General features: G+C 72.1%; 18 protein-coding genes. 8 read left to right on the forward strand and 10 right to left on the reverse strand.

Features of this window, described 5'->3' with window-relative positions:
- Positions 1 to 27: 27 nt before the first annotated feature.
- The 3 genes from ACIP89_RS02555 to nirB all read right to left on the reverse strand — a co-directional run bounded on the left by ACIP89_RS02555 (position 28) and on the right by nirB (position 4,064).
- Positions 28 to 957, reverse strand: a complete 930-nt coding sequence (locus ACIP89_RS02555; RefSeq protein ID WP_401921375.1) for an oxidoreductase — start codon at positions 955 to 957, stop codon at positions 28 to 30.
- 144 nt (positions 958 to 1,101) lie between these two features.
- Positions 1,102 to 1,473: a nitrite reductase small subunit NirD gene (gene nirD / locus ACIP89_RS02560; protein ID WP_402112532.1), complete on the reverse strand. Its 372-nt coding sequence runs from the start codon at positions 1,471 to 1,473 to the stop codon at positions 1,102 to 1,104.
- On the reverse strand, positions 1,470 to 4,064 hold the full coding sequence (gene nirB, locus ACIP89_RS02565) for a nitrite reductase large subunit NirB (protein ID WP_401922335.1): 2,595 nt from the start codon (positions 4,062 to 4,064) through the stop codon (positions 1,470 to 1,472). The genes nirD and nirB overlap by 4 nt, the downstream gene beginning before the upstream one ends.
- A 224-nt stretch (positions 4,065 to 4,288) precedes the next feature.
- On the opposite strand from nirB, the gene ACIP89_RS02570 reads away from it, so the two are divergent.
- Positions 4,289 to 5,077 carry a sulfite exporter TauE/SafE family protein gene (locus ACIP89_RS02570; protein WP_401921372.1) on the forward strand — a complete coding sequence of 263 codons (789 nt, stop codon included), beginning with the start codon at positions 4,289 to 4,291 and terminating at the stop codon, positions 5,075 to 5,077.
- A 21-nt stretch (positions 5,078 to 5,098) separates the two neighbouring features.
- Here ACIP89_RS02570 and ACIP89_RS02575 read toward each other — a convergent pair whose 3' ends face one another.
- The 4 genes from ACIP89_RS02575 to ACIP89_RS02590 form a co-directional block, all read right to left on the reverse strand.
- Positions 5,099 to 5,722, reverse strand: a complete 624-nt coding sequence (locus tag ACIP89_RS02575) for a class F sortase (RefSeq protein ID WP_401921371.1) — start codon at positions 5,720 to 5,722, stop codon at positions 5,099 to 5,101.
- Between the two features lie 100 nt (positions 5,723 to 5,822).
- Positions 5,823 to 6,755 carry a hypothetical protein gene (locus ACIP89_RS02580; protein ID WP_402112533.1) on the reverse strand — a complete coding sequence of 311 codons (933 nt, stop codon included), beginning with the start codon at positions 6,753 to 6,755 and terminating at the stop codon, positions 5,823 to 5,825.
- Between the two features lie 391 nt (positions 6,756 to 7,146).
- A complete protein-coding gene (locus ACIP89_RS02585; RefSeq protein WP_402113468.1) occupies positions 7,147 to 7,608 on the reverse strand; it encodes a DUF5990 family protein in 462 nt (153 codons plus the stop codon).
- A 91-nt stretch (positions 7,609 to 7,699) separates the two neighbouring features.
- Complete coding sequence (locus tag ACIP89_RS02590) at positions 7,700 to 8,500, reverse strand: aminotransferase class IV family protein (protein ID WP_402112536.1); 801 nt, start codon at positions 8,498 to 8,500, stop codon at positions 7,700 to 7,702.
- 88 nt (positions 8,501 to 8,588) lie between these two features.
- Here ACIP89_RS02590 and ACIP89_RS02595 point away from each other — a divergent pair, with 88 nt between their 5' ends.
- On the forward strand, positions 8,589 to 9,227 hold the full coding sequence (locus ACIP89_RS02595; RefSeq protein ID WP_401921366.1) for an NADPH-dependent FMN reductase: 639 nt from the start codon (positions 8,589 to 8,591) through the stop codon (positions 9,225 to 9,227).
- A gap of 516 nt (positions 9,228 to 9,743) precedes the next feature.
- Here ACIP89_RS02595 and ACIP89_RS02600 read toward each other — a convergent pair.
- Positions 9,744 to 10,481, reverse strand: coding sequence for a vancomycin high temperature exclusion protein (locus ACIP89_RS02600; protein ID WP_402112539.1), 738 nt, complete (start codon positions 10,479 to 10,481; stop codon positions 9,744 to 9,746).
- Positions 10,482 to 10,628: 147 nt separating this feature from the next.
- On the opposite strand from ACIP89_RS02600, the gene ACIP89_RS02605 reads away from it, so the two are divergent.
- From ACIP89_RS02605 to ACIP89_RS02630, 6 genes are all read left to right on the forward strand, one after another.
- Positions 10,629 to 11,495, forward strand: coding sequence for a Cof-type HAD-IIB family hydrolase (locus ACIP89_RS02605; protein WP_402112542.1), 867 nt, complete (start codon positions 10,629 to 10,631; stop codon positions 11,493 to 11,495).
- A 90-nt stretch (positions 11,496 to 11,585) separates the two neighbouring features.
- The gene (locus ACIP89_RS02610) at positions 11,586 to 12,527 is read left to right on the forward strand and encodes a sirohydrochlorin chelatase (RefSeq protein WP_402112544.1); all 942 of its coding nucleotides are present in this window, start codon (positions 11,586 to 11,588) and stop codon (positions 12,525 to 12,527) included.
- 36 nt (positions 12,528 to 12,563) lie between these two features.
- Positions 12,564 to 13,892, forward strand: a complete 1,329-nt coding sequence (locus ACIP89_RS02615; protein ID WP_402112547.1) for a deoxyguanosinetriphosphate triphosphohydrolase — start codon at positions 12,564 to 12,566, stop codon at positions 13,890 to 13,892.
- Positions 13,893 to 14,136: 244 nt separating this feature from the next.
- Complete coding sequence (locus ACIP89_RS02620) at positions 14,137 to 15,396, forward strand: NAD(P)/FAD-dependent oxidoreductase (RefSeq protein WP_401921359.1); 1,260 nt, start codon at positions 14,137 to 14,139, stop codon at positions 15,394 to 15,396.
- Between the two features lie 474 nt (positions 15,397 to 15,870).
- Positions 15,871 to 17,799 (forward strand): DNA primase, encoded by a 1,929-nt coding sequence (gene dnaG / locus ACIP89_RS02625; RefSeq protein WP_401921358.1) that lies wholly within the window; start codon positions 15,871 to 15,873, stop codon positions 17,797 to 17,799.
- Between the two features lie 193 nt (positions 17,800 to 17,992).
- Positions 17,993 to 19,102, forward strand: a complete 1,110-nt coding sequence (locus ACIP89_RS02630; RefSeq protein ID WP_402112549.1) for an RNA polymerase sigma factor — start codon at positions 17,993 to 17,995, stop codon at positions 19,100 to 19,102.
- A gap of 69 nt (positions 19,103 to 19,171) precedes the next feature.
- Here ACIP89_RS02630 and ACIP89_RS02635 read toward each other — a convergent pair whose 3' ends face one another.
- Positions 19,172 to 21,103: an ABC transporter ATP-binding protein gene (locus tag ACIP89_RS02635; protein ID WP_401921355.1), complete on the reverse strand. Its 1,932-nt coding sequence runs from the start codon at positions 21,101 to 21,103 to the stop codon at positions 19,172 to 19,174.
- Entirely contained in the window at positions 21,103 to 22,836 is a 1,734-nt protein-coding gene (locus ACIP89_RS02640; RefSeq protein WP_401922198.1) for an ABC transporter ATP-binding protein, read from the reverse strand. Before ACIP89_RS02640 ends, ACIP89_RS02635 begins: the two co-directional genes overlap by 1 nt.
- Positions 22,837 to 22,894: the final 58 nt, after the last annotated feature.

Raw genomic sequence — 22,894 nt, forward strand, 5'->3', positions numbered from 1 at the left:
CACACCGGGCCGGGGCCTCGGGCGAAATCAGACCCCGAGGCCCGCGAAGGTGACCCCGGTCAGCTGTTCCGACGCCACCCACAGCCGCTCGCTCGCCACGTCGTTGAGCGTCCAGCCCGCCCGCCAGGACGGAGCCGGTTCGCCGCGCCACCCCAGCAGCCTCGGGCCGGTGAACGAGTCGGGCCGGACACCGGGCGCGGTGGCCGCGTACAGGGTGGGCAGGGCGCCCGCGGCCGCCGGCTGGGCGATGATCCGGTTGCCGAACTCGATGACCCGCTCCGCCGCCCTGCGGTTCTCCATCCGGACGCCCGCCGTCTGCAGATTGGTCGACGCGTAGCCCGGGTGCGCGGCGGCGGCGACCAGCCCGCTGCCGATGGCGGCGGTCCGCCGGGCCAGCTCGTGGACGAACAGCAGGTTGGCCGTCTTCGAGCGGCCGTAGGCGATCCAGCGGCGGTAGTTCCGCTCGCTGTTGAGGTCGCCCATGTCGATGTTGGACAGCGCGTGGAGACCGCTGGACACGCTCACCACCCGGGCGCCCGGGGTGGCGAGCAGCTTCGGCAGCAGCAGCCCGGTGAGGGCGAAGTGCCCGAGGTGGTTCACGCCGAACTGGGTCTCGAACCCGTCGGCGGTCCTCCGGTACGGAAGGGCCATCACCCCGGCGTTGTTGATCAGCAGATCGAGCCGGTCCGGGGTGTACGCCGCGGCGAACTCCCGTACCGACGACAGATCGGCCAGATCCAGCCCGGCGAACTCCACGTCCGCGTCCGGCACCGCGCCGCGGATGCGGGCCGCCGCCTCCTTGCCGCGCCGCTCGTCACGACAGGCGAGCAGCACCCGGGCACCGTGCCGTGCCAGCTCCCGCGCGGTGATCAGCCCGATACCGCTGTTGGCTCCGGTCACCACGGCCGTGCGGCCGCTCTGGTCGGGAATGTCGTTCGCGTACCGGCGCTGGGTCATGGATCAAGCGTACGACCGGACGGCCCGATGACCGGAAGGGGCCGCTCCGCCCGCCCGCTCAGGCCCGGTCCGCCCGCTCAGGCTCCGCCCGCCGCTCGGCCCGGCCCGTCCGGCCGTCCGGTCCGCTGGGTCCGTTCAGTCCGTTCAGTCCGCGCGGACCTCGAAGACCGCGACGGTGACCCCGTCGTCGTCCAGGCAGGCACCCGTCGCCAGGTCGAAGCGCTGCTTCAGCAGTGGGGAGGCGACGAAAGGCTGTCCGCCGTCCGATCCGACCAGGCCCCGCGACAGGACGCAGGCCCCGGTGAACGGGTCGCGGTTGTCGATCGCGTACGTACGTCCCGCACGGTCCAGGAACACCGCGACCTGCCGGCCGTCCGGGAGCAGTGCCGCGACCCCCCGGCCGGGGGTGAGCAGCGAACGGTCGCACACGGCGAGCCAGTCGTCCCCGACGGCGAGCCGCACGACCCGGGTGTCCCGCGCGGTCTCCACCGCCCCGGTAGTCGTCCGGGCGGTCATGAGGCGGTCCCTTCGAGCGTGCGGACGGCGAGGACCGGGCCGGCGAGGATGTCCAGGTCGGGCTTGACCTGATCGCGTTCCGGGACGAACCTCACCGACGGGTCGGGTGCGTCGGGTGCGTTGACGAAGGTGACGAAGCGGCGCAGCCGCTCCGGGTCGTTGATGGTCTCGGCCCATTCGTCGCGGTAGCCGCGGACGTGGTCGGCCATCAGCCGCTCCAGCTCGTCGCAGAGCCCGAGCGAGTCGTGCACGACGACGTCGCGTACGTGGTCCAGGCCGCCCTCGACGCGGTCCAGCCAGGTGGAGGTGCGCTCAAGACGGTCCGCGGTGCGGATGTAGAACATCAGGAACCGGTCGATCAGGCGCACCAGTTCGGCGTCGGACAGGTCCTGGGCGAGCAGGTCCGCGTGGCGCGGGGTGGCTCCGCCGTTGCCGCCCACGTACAGGTTCCAGCCGCCGGCGGTGGCGATGATCCCGAAGTCCTTGCCGCGGGCCTCCGCGCACTCCCGGGCACAGCCCGAGACCGCCGACTTCAGCTTGTGCGGGGAGCGCAGGCCCCGGTAGCGCAGCTCCAGGTCGATCGCCATCTTCACCGAGTCCTGCACGCCGTAGCGGCACCAGGTCTGCCCCACACAGGACTTGACCGTCCGCAGCGACTTCCCGTACGCGTGCCCCGACTCGAAGCCCGCGTCGACCAGCCGGGTCCAGATCAGCGGCAGCTGTTCGACGCGGGCGCCGAACAGATCGATGCGCTGGCCGCCGGTGATCTTGGTGTAGAGGCCGAAGTCCCGGGCCACCTCGCCGATCACGATCAGTCTCTCCGGAGTGATCTCACCGCCGGGGATGCGCGGCACGATCGAGTACGAGCCGTTGCGCTGGAGGTTGGCGAGGAAGTGGTCGTTGGTGTCCTGGAGCGCGGCCTGCTCGCCGTCCAGTACATAGCCGCTCGCGCCGACCGTGGGCGCCAGCGAGGCGATGACGGAGCCGACCGTCGGCTTGCAGACCTCGCAGCCGTCGCCGCCCCGGGCCGCCTCCCGGCCGTGCGCGTCGAGCAGCTCGGCGTACGAGGTGATCTCCAGGGTGCGGACGATCTCGTAGAGCTCGCCGCGGGTGTACGGGAAGCAGCCGCACAGGCCCTTGTCCCGGCTCTGCGGGAGCAGCTGCCCGATGACCTTGACGCAACTGCCGCAGCCGGTACCCGCCTTGGTGCACTTCCTCACCTCGGGCAGTGTGGTGTGCTCGCGGACCGCGCCCTTGGTGACGTTGTGGCAGGAGCAGATCACCGCGTCGTCGGGCAGCGCGGAGGGGCCGAGGACCGCCGGGCCGCCCGTGCCTGCGGGCAGCACCAGCTGTTCAGGGGCGACCGGCAGGACGGTGCCCGTCATCGGCCGCAGCACGCCGTACTGGTCGGCGTCCCCGATGAGCACCCCGCCGAGCAGCGTGCCGTCCCGCCCGATCACCAGCTTCTTGTACACGCCGGAGCGGGCGTCCGCGTAGACCACGTCGAGGCAGCCCTCCGCGGTGCCGTGCGCGTCGCCGAAGGACGCCACGTCCACTCCGAGCAGCTTCAGCTTCGTCGACATATCGGCACCGGTGAACGACGCCTTCCCGCCCGCGATCACCTCGGCCGCGGTCTGTGCCATCTCGTAGCCCGGCGCCACCAGTCCGTAGACCCGGCCGTCCGGGGCGAGAGCGCACTCACCGATCGCGAAGACCGCCGGGTCCGAGGTGCGGCACTCCTCGTCCACGACGATGCCGCCGCGCTGCCCGACCGCCAGACCGCACTCCCGGGCCAGCTGGTCGCGGGGCCGTACCCCGGCCGAGAAGACCACCAGATCGGTGGCCAGCGCGGAGCCGTCGGAGAGGGACACGCCGTTCACCGAGCCGTCCTCGCCCGCGGTCACCTCCTGGGTGCCGACCCCCGTGTGCACGGTCAGGCCCATGTCCTCGACGGTGCGCAGCAGCGCCGCGCCGCCGCCCTCGTCCACCTGCACCGGCATCAGCCGGGGCGCGAACTCCACCACGTGCGTGTCGAGGCCGAGCCCCTTCAGGGCGCCCGCGGCCTCCAGTCCGAGCAGTCCGCCGCCGACCACCGCGCCGGTCGTCGCGGTCCTCGCGTACTCCTCGATCGCGAGCAGGTCCTCGACGGTGCGGTAGACGAAGCAGCCCTCGGTGTCCCTGCCGGGGACCGGCGGGACGAACGGGTAGGAGCCGGTGGCCAGGACCAGGGTGTCGTAGCCGAAGGTCTCGCCGGAGCGCGCGGTGACGGTGCGCGCCGCCCGGTCCACGGACTCCGCCGGGTCACCGAGGCGCAGCTCGAAGCCGTGCCGCGCCATGAAGCCGGGCTCGGCCAGCGACAGTTCGTCCGGGGTGCGCCCGGAGAAGTACGAGGACAGCCGGACCCGGTCGTAGGCGGCGCGCGGCTCCTCGCAGAGGACGACGACCCTGGCGGTGCCGGCCGCGGCGGTCAGCCCGCGCTCCGCGAGGGCCTCCAGGAACCGCTGGCCGACCATCCCGTGTCCGACGACCACGAGGGTCGGCACGGCCGCGGAGCGGGAGGCGCGGGCGGTCGGGGAAGTGGACACCGGCATCTCGGGAGCCTCCGTCGTTGGTGAGCGGGTGGAGCCGCCGGAGCGGGGGAGCCCGGCCTGTCTGCTCATGAGGGAAGCGTGTCCGGCGGGTGTTACCCGTCCGGATCTCCGCTGTTTCCCGGCGGGAACCTTGCGCTCAGCGCCGGTGGCGGCGGCCTGTGAGGGGGCTTGTGAGGCGGGAACGGGTTGGACGCGACACGTGCCGTTTCCCTAGGGTCGCGATCATGCCTGACATAACCGTGACCACCCTCGTCGTGCTGTGCCTCGCCGCGGGCGCGGCCGGCTGGATCGACGCGGTGGTCGGCGGCGGCGGACTGCTCCTGCTGCCCGCACTGCTGCTGGGGCTGCCGCACGTCCCCGCCGCGCACATCCTCGGCACCAACAAGGCGGTCGCCATCGTCGGCACGTCGGGCGCCGCCGTCACCTACGCCCGCAAGGCGCCGGTGAGGGTCGGCACGGCGTTGCGGATCGGCCTCGCGGCCCTGGCGGGATCGATGACCGGTGCCTTCTTCGCCGCCGGGATCAGCAGCGATGTGCTCCGCCCGGTGATCATGGTGGTGCTGCTGGCGGTCGCGGCGTTCGTGATGCTGCGGCCCCGGTTCGGCAGGACGGCACAGGAGGGTACGGCTCCGCGGGTCACCCGGGCCCGCACCGTCACCGCGATCGTCCTGGTCGGCGGCGGCATCGGCCTGTACGACGGCCTGTTCGGGCCGGGCACCGGCACCTTCCTGGTGCTGGCGCTGACCGCGGTGCTCCACCTGGATCTGGTGACGGCCTCGGCCACCGCGAAGATCGTCAACGTCTGCACCAACGCCGGCGCGCTGGCGATGTTCGCCTATCAGGGCAATGTGATGTGGCAGCTGGCCGGTCTGATGGCGGTGTTCAACCTGGCGGGCGGCCTGATGGGGGCGCGGATGGCGCTGAGCAGGGGCAGCGGGTTCGTCCGCGGGGTGCTGCTGGTCGTGGTGTTCTCGCTGGTCGCGAAGCTCGCCTTCGACCAGTGGAACGGGTGAGCGCCGGGGCGCGGCCGGGCGTCAGCGCACCGAGGTGAGGTGCGCGTACGCCACCACGTTGCCCTCGTAACCCGTCGACTCGGAGAATCCGCCGCCGCAGGTGATCAGCCGCAGCGAGGCGTGTCCGGAGGACCCGTACACCCGCTTGTCGGGGAAGTCCTCGCTGTCGTAGACCTCGATGGCGTCGAGCGCGAAGACGGCGGTCCGGCCGTCCTGCCGGTCCACCTCGACGGTGCTGCCCTTCTTCAGTGAACCGAGGTCGTAGAAGACGGACGGGCCCTGCGCGTTGTCGACATGGCCGGCCACGATCGCACTGCCCTTGGCGCCCGGCGGGGTGCCGTCCTTGTACCAGCCGACGATGTCGGTGTTCCCCGCCGGAGGCACATCGAGGCTGCCGTCCGGACCGAGCCCGAGCCGCATCATCGGGGCGTCCACCCGGATGGCGGGAATCCGGATGCGGACGGGGGCCGAGGGGCGCAGGGGTTCGGCGACCGGCGATCCCGGGAGCAGTTCCGGTCCGGCGGCGAAGGCCTCTGCGGAGGCCGGGCCCGGCGGGGTCAGCCGGGTTTCGGCGCCGTTCCGGATCAGCCAGACACCGGCCAGCGCCGCGATGACGAGCAGCCAGCCCTTGGCCTTCTGGGACACGGTCGTCCTCCGGGTGACGAAGGTGGATGTGCGGTCCCGTCCCGGTGGCGCTGGGCCACCGGGACGGAGACCAGGCGGTACGGAGAGGTGGAAGTCTCCGTCAGCCGGCGTCCCGCGTGCCGCTCGCCCGGCGACGCAGGAGCCAGGCTCCGCCGACGGCGGTCGCGGCGAGAACGCCGGCGCCCGCCGCGATCTGGGTGGTGTCCGGTCCGACGCTGCCGCCGATACCGGTCTTGACGTGCCCCGTGGGGGCGGTGGGGGCGGCCGAGGTGCGGTGGCCGGAGGGCGTCTCGCGGTCCGAGGAGCTGTCGCGCCCGGTGGAGCTGTCGTGGGACGCGGAGCTGTCGTCGCGTCCGGCGGAGCTGTCGTGCGTGCCGGTGCTCTCGTGCCCGGACGGGCTCGGCCGCTCGCTGGAGGGGTCCTGGCCCGGAGCGGTGGGGGAGTCCGGTACGAGGGCGGAACCGGCGGCCTCGGCCTCGTCGAGCCCGGCCGAGTCGTAGGCCGAGGGGTCGGTGCCCGCATCGGCGGCCGGGGAATCGGCCGGGGAGTCGTACGTGGAGGAGTCGTACGCGGAGGAGTCGCCGGTGTCCGCGGGGGAGCGGTCGTCGGAACCGTCCGGGGCCGGGGCCGTCCGGGAGGCGGCGCCGTCCTCGCCCGTGGTGCCGGCCGCCTCCACCTCGATCCGGCCGCTGGCCTTCTTGCCGTTCTCGCAGGCCACGTCGATGCTGTACGGGCCGGGCTCGACATTGCCCGGCACCCGGAACGAACCGGCCAGGACCTCCTTGAGGGTGGCCGGTGCCAGCGCGAAACGCGAGGCCTCCAGGGAGCCGGCGTCGCCCGTCGCGCCGGTGTCGCTCCCGCAGGCCTTGGTGTTCACGGTGACCGTGGTGCCGGGGGCCGCGCTCGCCGGGGTGATCTCCAGCGGGCCCGATTCGTCCGCGTACGCCGACGGGGCGGCGGCGCAGAGGCCGAGCGCGGCGGCGGTGAGGGCCGCGGCGGCGGTGCCGGTCACGAGGCGGGCAGGACTGCGCATGGGGGGTTCCTCCGAGCAAGGGGCGCTGGCGGGTGGGTCCTGGCTCCGAGCTAACGGCCGGGTGGCCGCCCACGCCTGCTGACACCGAGTCAGCTGTCACCCGTCCGGACCGGCGCAGCCTCCTTGCCACGCGGTATGCGTGCAGGTCAGGGCGGTCGTGGCGGGGGAGGTGCGGCCTCCTTCCGCAGCCGGTGCCGATCGGGTGATGGCGCCCGCAGTGGATGTGGCGCACATCACATGCATGACCTCGTGATCGAGGGGCACACGCATCACACCCCCCACGGGACGGCGCCCCCTTGCCGCCCCCGGCCGTCGCCCTTATCGGGCCCGCCCCCCCTGGGCCCGATAAGGGCGGCTCCTTGCCCGGTGTCCCCCGCGGAGGCCGGGGCGCTCACTCCGGCGCGGTGGCGGACCACTCGACGACCGGGGGCCGGACCCGGGCGCAGAGCGGCTGGCCCTTGGCGTCGGAGAGCGGCAGCCGGGCGGTGAGGTGGCCGGAGCGCGCGGCTGCCCGCAGGGTGTCCGCCCCGATGTCGGAGAACATCAGCTTGGCCCGCCGGAACATCGAGAAGAGGCCGTTCCCGTCGACCGTGCCCCACGACAGGTAGACGAACCGCCCGCCGAGCCTGTTCTGCACGTAGGGTCCGCTGATCCCGACCCCGTCCGCGGTGGCGGCGGCCGTGCAGTCCAGGGTCCAGGAGGCGGACGGGGCGTCGCCCGGAAGCAGCCCGAGGAGTTCGCCGGGCCGGTCCTTGCGCTGGACGCCCACGTGGATGTTCTCGTACCCGTCGAAGTCACCGCCGGGCCCGCAGGCGCGGCCGGGCAGGCGTGAGCCCTCGATGTGGATCTGCATGCGCGACTGCGGGCCTTCGGTGGGGATCTCCATGCCTTCCATGGTCCCCTCTCGGCGGCCCGCCCCCGCACTCCGCCGGAGCCGGCAGCGCTCAGACGGTGTCCCTGGGTGCCCCGTCGTAGGCCGCCGCCAGCCGCGTCATCAGCTCCTCGTCCACCGTGAACGCGGTGTCATCGATCCGCCGGACCGGCGCGATGCCCTGCGAGTTGGTGACGAACGCCGACCGGTAGGCCGCCAGCCCGTCCAGCGTCACCGGACTCCGCCGCGACCGGATCCCGGTGCCGGGGAACTCCTGCTCCAGCAGTGCCATGGTGGTGCCGAGCAGCGCGGGAGCCTGTGGCCAGACGACCGAATCGCCGTCCCAGAAACCGATGTTGGTGAACGCCCCCTCGGTCACCGAGCCGTCCGGCAGGGTCAGCAGCGCATCGTCGAAGCCCGCGCGGGAGGCGAGATTCGCGTAGTACGTCTGGCCGAACTCGCCGGGGCGCTTGAGGTGCGGCACGGCGCGGGCGTACGGCACCGACATCATGCTCTTCGGTTCCGCGGGCATCCTCGCCGGTCCGCGCACCGTGACCATGACGGTCGTCGCGGTGGCGCCCGGCGGCAGGAACCCGTGCACCCGCACCGAGCCGTCCGCGACCCCCGCGCCCCGTAGCGCGTGCCGGATCAGTTCACGTACCCGCCCGCCGTCCAGCGGGAGTTCGAAGAGTGCCCGGTTCGCGCTGTCCAGCCGGTCCAGGTGCAGCCGGAGCCCGCGCACCCGGCCCTCCCTGATCTGCATGGCGGTGAAGTGGCCGTAGTTGAAGAAGGCGGCTGTCCGCAGATCGTCCTCGGTGGCCGGATGTCCGTCGAACTCGGCGTACGGGACCGGTGCGGCTGCTGGCGTCGTCATGCGGGCCACCGTATGCCGAGGCGCTCGGCGGAAGAGCCGGTCGCGTCGGGCTTGACCTCAACCATGGTTGAAGTACGAGCCTCGTCCCATGGACCTCATCGCAGCTGAGAACACAGCCGAAACCACACCCGCGACCACGGCCTCCGCCGACGCCCCGCTGAAGGTCGCGGTCATCCTCGCCAGCAACCGCGAGGGCCGCTTCGCACCCGTCGTCGCCGACTGGTTCCGCTCCCGCACCGACGCCCACCCCGGCATCGAGACCGATCTCATCGACGTCGCCGGACTCGCCCTGCCGACCGCGCTCTCCTACCGTCCCGGGCCCGAGGACCGGGACCTGCTGGGCGAGGTCTCGGCCCGGCTGGCGGCTGCCGAGGCCTTCGTCGTCGTCACCCCCGAGTACAACCACTCCTACCCGGCCCCCCTCAAGAACCTCATCGACTGGCACCACGCCGAGTGGCAGGCCAAGCCGGTCGCCTTCGTCTCCTACGGCGGGGTCTCCGGCGGGCTGCGCGCGGTCGAGCACCTGCGGCAGGTCTTCGCCGAACTGCACACCGTCTCGATCCGCGACACCGTCTCCTTCCACAACGCCGGTGCGCTGTTCGACGACGAGGGCAGGCACCGGGACCCGGCCGGTGCCGACGCCGCCGCGAAGTCGCTGCTCGACCAGCTGGTGTGGTGGGGCCGGGCGCTGCGGGAGGCGAAGAAGGTGCGGCCGTACGGCGGCTGACCGGGCGTCGGCCGGACCGGTGCCCGACCATCGGGGCAGGGGCGCTGCCGGACCCGAGGAGACCGAACCGACTCCGCCCGGAAGGCAGACCGTTCCGACCACGACGGACGGTGAGGAGAAGGCCGGGCCGCCGGCGCAGGGCGTGGTGCGGGCGCGGCCCGTGGCCTGCGTACAGGTCTCCCGCGCCCGCCATCTCCGTCTGCCGGCGGGAGAACGCCGGGGAGGGGCAGCCGCTCCTCAAGACGACGGCCGAGCGGTACGAGCAACGCCGAGCGGTACGAGCAACCAGGGGGCCCGGCTCCAGGAGGCGCACGGCCAGGACACCCCGGAGACCATCGTGATCCGGTGGTACGGGGCAGCGGCCGCTATCCCGGCCGGGTCTCTGCGGAGACCGCCCCGGCCACCTCGTCCCCTCCGGTCGCCGCGGCGAGGACCGGTGTCCCGGACGCCCCGGGAGGGAGCTGACGGCCCGTGCCTCCCACAACGGCCCCCAGCATCCGCCGCGAGGACGCGTGTTCACCGCGCGTCCGCCGCGAGGGCCGTTTCCACCCCCGGCTCCCGGGGCCCCAGGAAGTGCGGATCGGGCTTGAACAGCGCGTCCAGGGCCGCCTTCCCCGCCGCGGCGATCTCCCGTGTCCCGCCGTAGTACCAGGTCGCGTCGTGCTTGGCGTCGACCCCGACGCCGTACGCGTCGATGCCCGCCGCCCGGCACAGCGCGATCGCCCGGCGGACATGGAAGCCCTGGGTGACCAGCAGCGCCCGGTCCACCCCGAAGATCTTCTTGGCCCGGACGCACGAGTCCCAGGTGTCGAAGCCCGCGAAGTCGCTGACGATCCTGCTGTCCGGCACCCCCTGCCGGACCAGGAACGTGCGCATCGCGTCCGGCTCGTCGTACTCCACCCGGCTGTTGTCGCCGGTCACCAGCACGACCTTCACCTTCTTGTCCCGGTACAGCTCCGCCGCGGCCCGCAGCCGGTTCGCCAGGTACGGGGACGGCTTCCCGTCCCACAGCCCCGCCCCGAACACCACGGCGACCTGTTGTGCGGGCGCGTCCGCCGCCGTCCTGACCCGGGCGTCCGCGACCGAGTGCATCCAGGTGACGGGCGCCAGGGCCAGCACACAGGCGACCATCACCCCCTGCACGGCCCGACGCCGCCCGCGCCGGGTCCGCGGCAGCCCGGTCCGCAGCCGGGCTGCCGTTCTCGCGAGCCCGCCCCGGCCGTCCGCCCCTGCTCCCCGTCGCTTCAGCCGCATGGGAGCGCCCCCGTTCCTGTCCGTCTGCCTGTCATGTACCGAGACGTCCCGAGACATGTCGTGCCGTGCGGAACTGTTCCTCTGTGACTACTGACGACAGGACGGCCCAAAGGGTTCTCCGCGGAAGGCCGTCGGTAGCATCGGCCGATGCGGCTCCCACGACTCATCGCCTCGGACCTCGACGGCACACTGCTCCGCGACGACGGCACGCTCTCGCCCCGCACCCTGCGCGCCCTGCGCGCGGCCGAGGACGCCGGTGCGGAGATCGTGATCGTCACCGCCCGCCCGCCCCGGTTCGTCGACCGGCTCGCGGAGGCCACCGGCCTCATCGGCACGGCGGTGTGCAGCAACGGCGCCACGGTGTACGACATAGCCACCCGCACCGTCGTCTCCTCCCGCCACCTGCCCCTGGTCACCGCCCGGCGAGTGGTCACCGCGCTGGCCGCCGCGCTGCCCGAGGTGGGCTTCGCCCTGGAGACCGGCAACCAGGTCCTGTACGAACCGGCCTTCCGGATGCGGTTCGCCGAGGACGGCGCCGAGATCCCCGTACCCTCACTCGCCGACCTGTGGCTCACCGAGGCCCCCGTCACCAAGCTGCTCGCCTGGTCGGACCGGCTCGACGCGGACACCCTGCTCGCGGCGGCCCGGCCGGGCGCGGGCAGCGACGTACAGCTGACCCACTCGGGCGGGCACGGGCTGCTGGAGATCAGCGCGCGGGGCGTCACCAAGGCCGGCACCCTGGCGGTGCTGTGCGCCGGACGGGGCATCGAAGCGGCCGAGGTCATCGCCTTCGGAGACATGCCCAACGACCTCACCGTCCTCGACTGGGCCGGCACCGGCTACGCGATGGCCAACGCCCACCCGGCCGTGCTGGCCGCCGTCCCGGCGCACACCGTCAGCAACCAGGAGGACGGCGTCGCCCACGTCATCGAACGACTGCTGGCCGCGGCCGCGACCGACGCCTTCCACGGAGCGGATGACACCGCGGCCGACGCCACGGCCGACGCCGTCTGACAGCGGCCCCGGCCCTGCGGTGAGGCACCGGAAAACACCCGTGACCGGCGCGCAACGACGCGGCAACCTGCGCCCGGCACCATCGGGCTCATGACGGAGCCGGCACCGGAACGCCCGCAGGAATCCCTGCCCCTCGACAGCACGGCGCAACTGCTGAGCCGCATCACCGCGCAGCTCGACACCCAGCTCAGCCTCGTCTCCCTGAACGGAACCCGACGGCCCGTGCACCGCACCCGGCAGCAGCCCGCACCGGGCGGCGCGAACCCCCTGATACCCGCCGCCCCCGCCCTGGTCGCCGTCGCCCACGGCAGCCGGGACCCGCAGGCGCTGCACACGGTGACGCGGCTGCTCGACCGGGTGCGGGAGCTGCGGCCGGGGCTCGACGTCCGGCTCGGGCACATCGAGCTGAACGCGCCCCTCCTGCCGGAGACCCTGGCGGCCCTGGGCGACGGGGAGGCGGTCCTGGTGCCGCTGCTGCTGGGGCGCGGGTACCACGTCAAGCAGGACATCCCGGAAGCCGTCGCCGGCGCCCCGGCCCCGCGGACCAGGACCGCCGCGCCGCTCGGCCCGCACCCGTTCCTGGCCGAGGCGCTGCACGGGCGGCTCATCGAGGCGGGGTGGCGGCCCGCGGACGACGGGAACCGCGGCAGCGCGGTGGTCCTGGCCGCCGCCGGCTCGCGCGATCCCGAATCGGCCGCCGACACCCGCCGCACCGCGCACCTGCTCAGCGAACGGCTCGGCGGGGTGCCCGTCGTTCCGGCGTACGCCTGTGCCGCGACGCCCACCGTCCCGGCCGCCCTGCGCGCGCTGGCCGCCCGGGGCCGCCGGAGGGTCGCCGTCGCCGCGTACTTCACCGCCCCCGGACGCTTCGCCTCGGCCGCGTCCAGGCACGCGCCGTGGATCGCCGCCGCCCCGCTCGGCGCGCACCCGGCGATGGCCCGGCTGCTGCTGCGCCGCTACGACCAGGCACGGGCCACCGGAGTCCCGGCACGGGAAAATCCGATGAACACACACTTCCTGGCACCCGTCTGAGCCCTCTTGCCGGCCCGGCCGATTAGTGTCATTGCCATGGACGGCACGTACGGCACGACCCAGGCGCACGGCGCACACACATCGGACACGGCGCCCTACGGCGCCGCCGACGCCGAGCGCTGGGACACCGAGGAGGACAAGCGGCCCGGCCGCACCGCCTTCCAGCGCGACCGCGCCCGGGTGCTCCACTCCGCCGCGCTGCGCAGGCTCGCCGGGAAGACCCAGGTGGTCACCCCCGGCACCCGCAGCTTCGGCTGGGACGCCAGCCCCCGCACCCGGCTCACCCACTCCCTGGAGTGCGCCCAGGTAGGCCGCGAACTCGGCGCCGCACTCGGCTGCGACCCCGACCTGGTCGAGACGGCCTGCCTCTCCCACGACATGGGCCACCCGCCCTTCGGCCACAACGGCGAGCAGGCGCTCAACGACTTCGCCTCCGACTGCGGCGGATTCGAGGGGAACGCCCAGTCGCTGCGGCTGCTGACCCGGCTCGAACCGAAGCGGTTCGTGCCCGACCCGCGTACCGGCGAGCTGGCCAGCGTCGGGCTCAACCTGACCCGCGCCGCCCTCGACGCCGCCACCAAATACCCCTGGCCCCGTGGCGCCCACCCCACAGACCCCGGCTCACCGAAGTTCGGCGTGTACGAGGACGACCTGCCGGTCTTCGACTGGTTCCGCAAGGGCGCCCCGCAGGACCGCAAGTGCTTCGAGGCCCAGGTGATGGACTGGTCCGACGACGTGGCGTACTCCGTCCACGACTTCGAGGACGGCCTGCACGCCGGGCACATCGATCCCAACTGCCTGGACGCCGAGCCGGAACGCCAGGAGATCTGGCAGGTCGCCATCGGACGGTACGTCCCGGCGGACACCGACCCGCAGGAGCTGTCCGAGGCGCTGGACCGGCTCATGGGCCAGGACTGGTGGCCGCACGGCTACGACGGCTCCGCCGTCGCCCAGGCCCGGCTGAAGGACGCCACGAGCCAGCTCATCGGCCGGTTCTGCCTCGCCGCCGAGACCGGCACCCGCAAGGCGTACGGCACCGGCCGGCTCGGCAGATACGGCGCCGAGCTCGTCGTGCCCCGCGAGGCCCGCAACGAATGCGCGGTGCTCAAGGCGGTCGCGGACCGCTACGTCATGCAGCGCGCCGAACAGGAGGCGATCCGCGCCGACCAGCGGATCGTCATCGCGGAACTGGCCGCGGCCCTGACCGCCCGCGCCCCCGAGGGCCTTGAGCCGCAGCTGCGGGCACTGTACGAGTCCGCGCCCGACGACCGCGCCCGCAAGCGCGTCCTGGTCGACCAGATCGCCGCCCTGACCGACGCGTCGGCCCGTACCCTGCACCGGTCGCTCGGTGCCCCCGGCCGATGACCCCGCACCGCGCCCCTTCCGCGCGGCTGCGCCGCCGACGATGTGACAGGTGGTGTGCTGGGGGACGCGTACCGCGTGGCCCGCTGCGTACCTGCCACCCTGTTCCCCGTGGTGCGGCACCGGTCCGCGGACCGGCCCATGACCACTGGGTGTGACCTGATCGGGTCACACCCCCTTTCGCCATCACGCTGCGTGCGGGACGCTCGCAGTTGGCGCCGCGCAGCAAGCACCGAGGAGGCATCAAGTGGTCGACGCACATCGGACGTTCGTCATTGTCGGCGGAGGACTGGCCGGAGCGAAGGCGGCGGAGACGCTCCGCTCGGCGGGATTCAGCGGCCGGGTCATCCTGATCGGTGATGAGCGCGACCATCCCTACGAACGCCCACCGCTCTCCAAGGGATACCTGGCCGGCAAGGAGGAACGCGACAGCGTCTTCGTCCACGAGACGGCCTGGTACGCGGGGGCCGACATCGAGCTCCACCTCGGCCAGCCCGTCACCGTACTGAACCGCGACGCCCGCTCCGTGGAGCTGGGCGACGGCACCGTCATCCACTACGACAAGCTGCTCCTGGCCACCGGCGCCGAGCCGCGCCGCCTCGACATCCCCGGCACGGACCTGGCGGGCGTCCACCACCTGCGCCGCCTCGCCCACTCCGACCGGCTGCGCAACGTACTGGCCGCGCTCGGCCGCGACAACGGCCATCTGGTGATCGCCGGAGCCGGCTGGATCGGCCTGGAGGTCGCGGCGGCGGCCCGCGGATACGGCGCCGAGGTCACCGTCGTCGAACCGGAGGCGACCCCGCTGCTGAAGGTCATCGGCCCCGAGCTGGGCCAGCTCTTCACCGACCTGCACAGCGACCACGGCGTCCGCTTCCACTTCGGCGGCCGGCTCACCGAGATCGTCGGCCAGGACGGCATGGTGCTCGCGGTCCGCACCGACGACGGCGAGGAGCACCCCGCCCACGACGTCCTCGCCGCGATCGGGGCCGCCCCGCGCTCCGCCCTCGCGGAGGCCGCCGGACTCGACATCGCCCCGCGCGCCCAAGGCGGCGGCATCGCCGTGGACGCCTCGCTGCGCACCAGCGACCCGCACATCTACGCCGCGGGTGACGTCGCCAACGTCGCCCACCCGGGGCTCGGCGCCCGGCTGCGGGTGGAGCACTGGGCCAACGCGCTGAACAGCGGTCCGGCGGCGGCCCGCGCCATGCTCGGCCAGGAGGTCTCCTACGACCGGGTGCCGTACTTCTTCTCCGACCAGTACGACCTCGGCCTGGAGTACTCGGGCTGGGCCCCGCCGGGCAGCTACGACCAGGTGGTGATCCGCGGCGATGCCGGCAAGCGCGAGTTCATCGCGTTCTGGCTGAAGGACGGCAAGGTGCTCGCCGGGATGAACGTGAACGTGTGGGACGTCACGGACACCGTGCAGGAACTGATCAAGGCCGGTCGGCCGGTCGACCCGGACGCGCTGGCCGACCCGTCGGTACCGCTGGAGTCACTGATCTGACCGTTGCCCCGGTCCGCGTTGTGCGGGGGCCGCCCCTGCCCCGGTGGGTGGGGGGTGGCGCCCCTCCGGGGTGTCTCCTCGGGAATGGCGTGTTCACCCGGATACGTGAGGGACCCGGGTCGTACGCCATTCCCTGCGGGGACCCCCTGCACGTCCCCACCCCTGCATCACTCGCGCCCGCAGACGCGCGACGGCCGGGTTCGGGGGCGTGCAGGGGGGTCCCCGCAGGACGACGAACACAGACCCGGGTCCCTCACGGGCCCCCCGCACGTTCGTCGTCCGAGGAGACGCCCCGGAGGGACCCCGAACCCCCACCCACCGGGAGGGCACACCCCCGCACCCGGCGGAGCACGCCGCACCCCCAGCCCGTCCGGCGATTGAGGACGGAACCCCGCACCAAGGAAGGGCCGCGCCCAACACCCCCGCGCGCCCGCCCGGCCGAGGGCTGTCGTATCCCACCCGTAGACTTCACTCGTGGCAGGCAGGATCAATGACGACGACGTGAAGGCGGTACGGGACGCGGTCCCGATCGACGCCGTCGTTTCCGAGTACCTCCAGCTGCGCAACGCGGGCGGTGGAAACCTCAAGGGCCTGTGTCCCTTCCACGACGAGAAGTCCCCCTCCTTCCAGGTCAGTCCGAGCAAGGGTCTCTTCCACTGCTTCGGCTGCCAGGAGGGCGGCGACACGATCGCCTTCGTGATGAAGATCGATCACCTCCAGTTCTCCGAGGTGGTCGAGCGGCTCGCCGCCAAGGCCGGCATCACCCTGCGGTACGAGGAGGGCGGGTACAACCCCTCCCACCAGCGCGGCGAGCGGATCAGGCTGGTCGAGGCGCACAAGGCGGCCGCCCAGTTCTACGTCGAGCAGCTGGACGGCCCCGAGGCCGAGATCGGCCGCAAGTTCCTCGCCGAGCGCGGCTTCGACCAGGCCGCCGCCGCCCACTTCGGCGTCGGCTACAGCCCGGCCGGCTGGGACCACCTCACCCGCTATCTGCGCGGCAAGGGCTTCAGCGACAAGGAGCTGATCGCCTCCGGCATCTCCCAGGACGGCAGGCGCGGCCCCATCGACCGCTTCCGCGGCCGGCTGATGTGGCCGATCAGCGACACCGCCGGGGACATCGTCGGCTTCGGCGCCCGCAAACTGCGCGACGACGACAACGGTCCGAAGTACCTCAACACCCCAGAGACCGCGATCTACAAGAAGTCCCAGGTGCTGTACGGCATCGACCTGGCCAAGAAGGACATCGCGAAGGCCAGCCGGGCCGTCGTCGTCGAGGGCTACACCGACGTGATGGCCTGCCACCTCGCCGGGATCACCACCGCCATCGCCACCTGCGGTACCGCGTTCGGCGGCGACCACATCAAGATCCTGCGCCGCCTCCTGATGGACAACGGCAGCGCCCGGGTGATCTTCACCTTCGACGGGGACGCGGCAGGCCAGAAGGCCGCCCTGCGCGCCTTCGAGGACGACCAGAAGTTCGCCGCCGAGACCTACATCGCGATCGCCCCGGACAACATGGACCCCTGCGATCTGCGCCTCGCCAAGGGCGACGAGGCCGTCCGTGACCTGGTGGAACCCAGGACCCCGCTCTTCGAGTTCGCGCTGCGCCAGATCGTCGGGCGCTACGACCTGGAGACCCCGGCCGGCCGCGCCGCCGCGCTCGACGAGGCCGCCCCCGTCGTCGCCAAGATCAAGACGGGCAGCGTGCAGCGCGAGGTCGCCGTCCAGCTGGCCGGCTTCGTCGGCATCCTGGACCAGGAGTACGTCGTACACAGGGTCAACCAGCTCGCCCAGTGGGCCCGGAGCCGGGGCGGCGACCAGCGCGGGCCCACCCGCTCCTCCTCCCGCGCCGGAGCCAAGCACCAGCAGGCCCAGCCCCCCGCCGGTCCCTCGGGCCCCTCCGGTCCCTCCGGCCCCGCGCTCAACCTCCGCAGTCCGGCCCACCGCACCGAGCGCGAGCTGCTCAAGCTCGCCCTTCAGAAGCCCGCCCTGGTCTCCCCGGCCTTCGACGCCTACGGGGTGGACGAGTTCACCGCCCCGCCGTACGCCGCGGTCCGCCAGTGCATCGCGGAGGCGGGCGGCGCCGAGATGGGCGTCCCCGAGACCCGCGAGTACCTCGTCCAGGTGCTCGACGCGACGCCCAACGAATCGGTGCGCAAGCTGGTCACCGAGCTGGCGGTCGAGGTCTTCCACGGCAAGTCCATCGACGAGGCCTACGCGGGCGAACACCTGGTCAAGGTCCGGCTGCGGGCCGTCGACCGCCGGATCGACGACGTCCAGGGCAGCCTTGCCCGGCTCGGCAGCAATGTCGCCCCGGACCATCTGGCCGCCGCGCAGAACGAGGTCTGGGTCCTCCAGCAGTACGCCCAGTCCCTGCGCAACAGCGGAGCCGACGCGCTCTGACCGCGCCGCGAGCGCCCCGGGTAACCCCTCGGTAACCGCCCGGTCTCAGAAAGTCCCCGCACGCCCCTCGTGGCAGCTGTGTGTCGTACCCCACACTGGGTGGCGGTGCCTGAGTCATCGGAGCGCGGCCGGCCCACCGACCGGTGGTCCTCCATCCCCGCGGTCCGGCAGCGATCACCTGGAGGTCGCCCCCGTGCAGACCCGGACCGTGAGCAAGACCGAGCATGCCGCGGCCATCCCCGCGCAGCACCGGGCCGTACGCCATCCGGAGGCCGCGGCGGACCCGCCGCCACCCGTACCGTCCGAGCCGTCCGAGCCGTCCGAGGCGGTCATGGAGGAGTCGGCGGAGCTGCCGGAGCCCCCGGCGCCGCGCGGCCGGCCGGACACGGGCGGGCCGTCCTCCGACCTGTTCCGGCAGTACCTGCGGGAGATCGGCCGCATCCCGCTGCTCACCGCCGCCGACGAAGTGGAGCTCGCCCGCAGCGTCGAGGCCGGGCTGTTCGCGGAGGAGCGCCTCGCCCGCACCCCGGACCCCGACACCCGCCTCGCCGTTGACCTGGACCGGCTCGTCGTCATCGGCCGGATGGCCAAACGCCGCCTCATCGAGGCCAACCTGCGCCTGGTCGTCTCCGTGGCCAAGCGCTTCGTCGGGCGCGGACTGACCATGCTCGACCTGGTCCAGGAGGGAAACCTCGGACTGATCCGGGCCGTCGAGAAGTTTGACTACGCCCGCGGCTACAAGTTCTCGACGTACGCGACCTGGTGGATCCGGCAGGCCATGTCCCGCGCGCTGGCCGACCAGGCGCGGACCATAAGGGTCCCGGTCCATGTCGTCGAACTGATCAACCGCGTCGTACGGGTCCAGCGCCGGATGCTCCAGGAACGGGGCTACGAACCGACGCACGAGGAGGTCGCCGCCCAGCTCGACCTGACCCCCGAGCGGGTGGGCGAGGTGCTGCGGCTGGCCCAGGAACCCGTCTCCCTGCATGCCCCGGTCGGGGAGGAGGACGACGTCTCGCTGGGCGATCTGATCGAGGACGGCGACGCGGCGTCCCCCGTCGAGTCCGCCGCGTTCCTGCTGCTGCGCCAACACCTGGACGTGGTGCTCTCGACGCTCAACGAGCGCGAGCGGAAGGTGGTCCAGCTGCGGTACGGGCTGGCCGACGGCCGGCCCCGCACGCTTGAGGAGATCGGCCGGATCTTCGGCGTGACCCGTGAACGCATCCGCCAGATCGAGTCCAAGACCCTCAACAAGCTCCGGGACCACGCCTTCGCGGACCAGCTCCGCGGCTACCTCGACTGACGCACGAGCGTACGGGCCGGGGGCAGCCGCGGAGCGGCCCGGTCCAGGGCCTGTCCGGCGGATCAGGCCCTAGTCGACCTCGGCGACCGCCTGCGCGAACTGGGCCGCGTACAGCCGCGCGTACGCGCCGTCCGCCGCCAGCAGCTCGTCGTGCGTGCCCTGCTCGACGATCGAGCCGTTCTCCATCACCAGGATGACGTCGGCGTCCCGGATGGTGGAGAGCCGGTGCGCGATCACGAAGCTCGTACGGCCGTGCGCGAGCTGCGCCATCGCCTTCTGGATCAGCACCTCCGTGCGGGTGTCGACGGAGCTGGTCGCCTCGTCCAGCACCAGTATCACCGGGTCGGACAGGAACGCCCGCGCGATGGTGATCAGCTGCTTCTCACCCGCGCTGACGCCGGTGCCCTCGTCGTCGATCACCGTGTCGTAGCCGTCCGGCAGGGTGCGGATGAAGCGGTCGGCGTGGGCCGCCCGCGCCGCCTCCTCGATCTGCTCCCGGCCCACCTCGCCGGAGGCGCCGTACGCGATGTTCTCCGCGATGGTCCCGCCGAACAGCCAGGTGTCCTGGAGGACCATGCCGATTCCGGACCGCAGGTCGGCGCGGGACATCTTCGCGATGTCCACCCCGTCCAGGGCGATCCGGCCGCCCGTCACCTCGTAGAACCGCATCAGCAGGTTGACCAGCGTCGTCTTGCCCGCACCGGTCGGTCCGACGATCGCGACCGTGTGACCCGGCTCGACACTCAGCGACAGGTCCTCGATGAGCGGCTTCTCCGGGTCGTAGCGGAACGACACGTGCTCCAGCGAGACGCTGCCGCGCAGCTCCTCCGGGTGCGCGCCCTCGCCCTTCGCCGGGTCGGCGTCCTGCTCCTCCGCGTCCAGCAGCTCGAAGATCCGCTCGGCCGAGGCCACCCCGGACTGCACCAGGTTCGCCATCGAGGCGACCTGGGTCAGCGGCATGGAGAACTGCCGGGAGTACTGGATGAAGGCCTGCACATCACCGATGGACAGCGCGCCGGAGGCCACCCGCAGCCCGCCGATCACGGCGATCAGCACGTAGTTCAGGTTGGACACGAACATCATCAGCGGCTGCATGATCCCGCTGTTGAACTGCGCCTTGAACCCGGCCTCGTACAGTGCCTCGTTCTGCTCGGCGAAGTCCCGCGCGGACTCCTCCTGCCGGCCGAAGACCTTCACCAGGTTGTGTCCGGTGTACATCTCCTCGATGTGGGCGTTGAGCTTGCCCGTCACCTTCCACTGCTGGACGAACTGCGGCTGCGAGCGCTTGCCCACCCTGGTCGCCACGACCACCGACAGCGGCACCGTCACCAGTGCGACGAGCGCCAGCAGCGGCGAGATCCAGAACATCATGATCAGCACGCCGATGATGGTCAGCACCGAGTTGATGAGCTGGCCCATCGTCTGCTGCATCGTCTGCGAGATGTTGTCGATGTCGTTCGTCGCCCGGCTGAGCACCTCGCCGCGCTTGGCGCGGTCGAAGTACGACAGCGGCAGCCGAGACAGCTTCGTCTGGATGTCCTCGCGCAGCTGGAACACGACCCGGTTGATGACCCGGATCGACAGCCTCGTCGACACCAGCATCAGCAGCCCGGCACCGACGTACGTGATCAGCGCGGCCAGCAGCACATGGCCGATCGCGTCGAAGTCCATGCCCTTGCCCGGGGTGAAGTCCACCTTGGAGAGCATGTCGGCCAGGCCGCTGTTGGTCTTGTGCAGACCCGCGAGGGCCTGCTCCTTGCTCGTCCCCTCCGGCATCTGCCGGCCGATGACCCCGGCGAACACCAGGTCGGTGGCCTTGCCGAGGATCTTCGGGCCGACCACCGAGAGCGCCACGCTCAGCGCGCCGGCCACCAGCATCACGTACAGCGTGGTCCGCTCCTTGGCGAAGCGCTTCAGCAGCCGCTTCGTGGAGCCCTTGAAGTCCATGGACCGCTCGGTCGGCGCCCCGCCCGCCATCATGCGTCCGCCAGGCCCGGCCATTACGCGGCCTCCGCTTCCGTCAGCTGGGAGAGCACGATCTCCCGGTATGTTTCATTGCCTTCCATCAGCTCGCGATGGCTGCCGGAGCCGACCACCCGGCCCTCGTCCATCACCAGGATCCGGTCGGCGTCGCGGATGGTGGACACCCGCTGCGCGACGATCACCACGGTCGCGGCCGCGGTCTCCCGCAGCAGAGCCGCGCGCAGCGCGGCGTCCGTGGTGTAGTCCAGCGCGGAGAACGAGTCGTCGAAGAGGTAGATCTCCGGCTGCTGGACCAGCGTCCGGGCGATCGAGAGCCGCTGCCGCTGCCCGCCGGAGACATTGGTGCCGCCCTGCGCGATCGGCGCGTCCAGACCGTGTTCCAGGCCCTCGACGAACTCCTTGGCCTGGGCGACCTCCAGCGCGTGCCACAGCTCCTCGTCGGTCGCGTCCGGGTTTCCGTACCGCAGGTTGGTCGCGACCGTTCCGGAGAACAGGTACGGCTTCTGCGGGACCAGGCTCACGGTCTTCGCCAGGAGTGCCGGAGCCAGCGTCCGCACGTCCGTCCCGTCGACCAGCACCTGACCGTCCGTCACATCGAACAGCCGGGGTACGAGACCGAGCAGCGTCGACTTGCCGCTGCCCGTCGACCCGATGATCGCGGTCGTCTCGCCGGGCCGGGCCACCAGATCCACGGAGCGGAGCACCGACGCCTCCGCACCGGGGTAGCGGAAGTCGGCGCCCCGGATCTCCAGATGCCCGTGGGCGCGCAGTTCGGTCACCGGGTCGACCGGCGGCACCACGCTGGAATCGGTCTCCAGGACCTCCTGGACGCGCTCGGCGCACACCTCGGCGCGCGGCACCATCATGAACATGAAGGTGGCCATCATCACCGACATGACGATCTGCATCAGATACGAGAGGAACGCGGTCAGCGCGCCGATCTGCATCCCGCCGCTGTCGATCCGGTGCGCACCGAACCAGACGACGGCGATCGACGACACGTTCACGACCGTCATCACGGTCGGGAACATCAGTGCCATCAGCCGGCCTGTGGACAGTGCCACATCGGTCAGCTCGGTGTTGGCGCCCCGGAAACGCTTCTCCTCGTAGTCGTCGCGGACGAAGGCGCGGATGACGCGGTTGCCGGTGATCTGCTCGCGCAGCACCCGGTTCACCGTGTCGAGCCGCTCCTGCATCGTCCGGAACAGCGGACGCATCCGCTTCACGATCAGGCTCACCGCGATCCCGAGGACCGGCACCACCGCGAGGAGCACCGCGGACAGCGGGACGTCCTGGCCGAGCGCCATGATGATGCCGCCGACACACATGATCGGCGCCGAGACCATCAGCGTGAACGTCATCAGGATCAGCATCTGGATCTGCTGGACGTCATTGGTCGTACGGGTGATCAGCGAAGGCGCGCCGAACCGGCCGAGCTCACGCGCGGAGAACGACTGCACCCGGTCGAAGACCGACGCCCGGACATCGCGGCCGAGCGCGGAGGCGGTACGGGCACCGATGTAGACGGCCCCGATGTTGCAGACCACCTGGGCGATGCTGACGACGATCATGGCGCCGCCGTACTGAAGGATGTAGCCCGTGTCGCCCTTGACGACACCGTTGTCAATGATGTCGGCGTTCAGGGTGGGCAGATAGAGGGCGGCGGAGGTCTGGAGCAGCTGGAAGACCACCAGCAGCGCGATCGGCTTCTTGTACGGACCGAGATAGGTCCGCAGGAGTTTTATGAGCACGCGTGTCTCTCGGAGTCGGCATAGGTCGGGAGTCGACCCATTTTCCGGCACCGCACAC

Source organism: Streptomyces sp. NPDC088730, from assembly GCF_044751215.1.
In the GTDB taxonomy this organism is placed as follows: domain Bacteria; phylum Actinomycetota; class Actinomycetes; order Streptomycetales; family Streptomycetaceae; genus Streptomyces.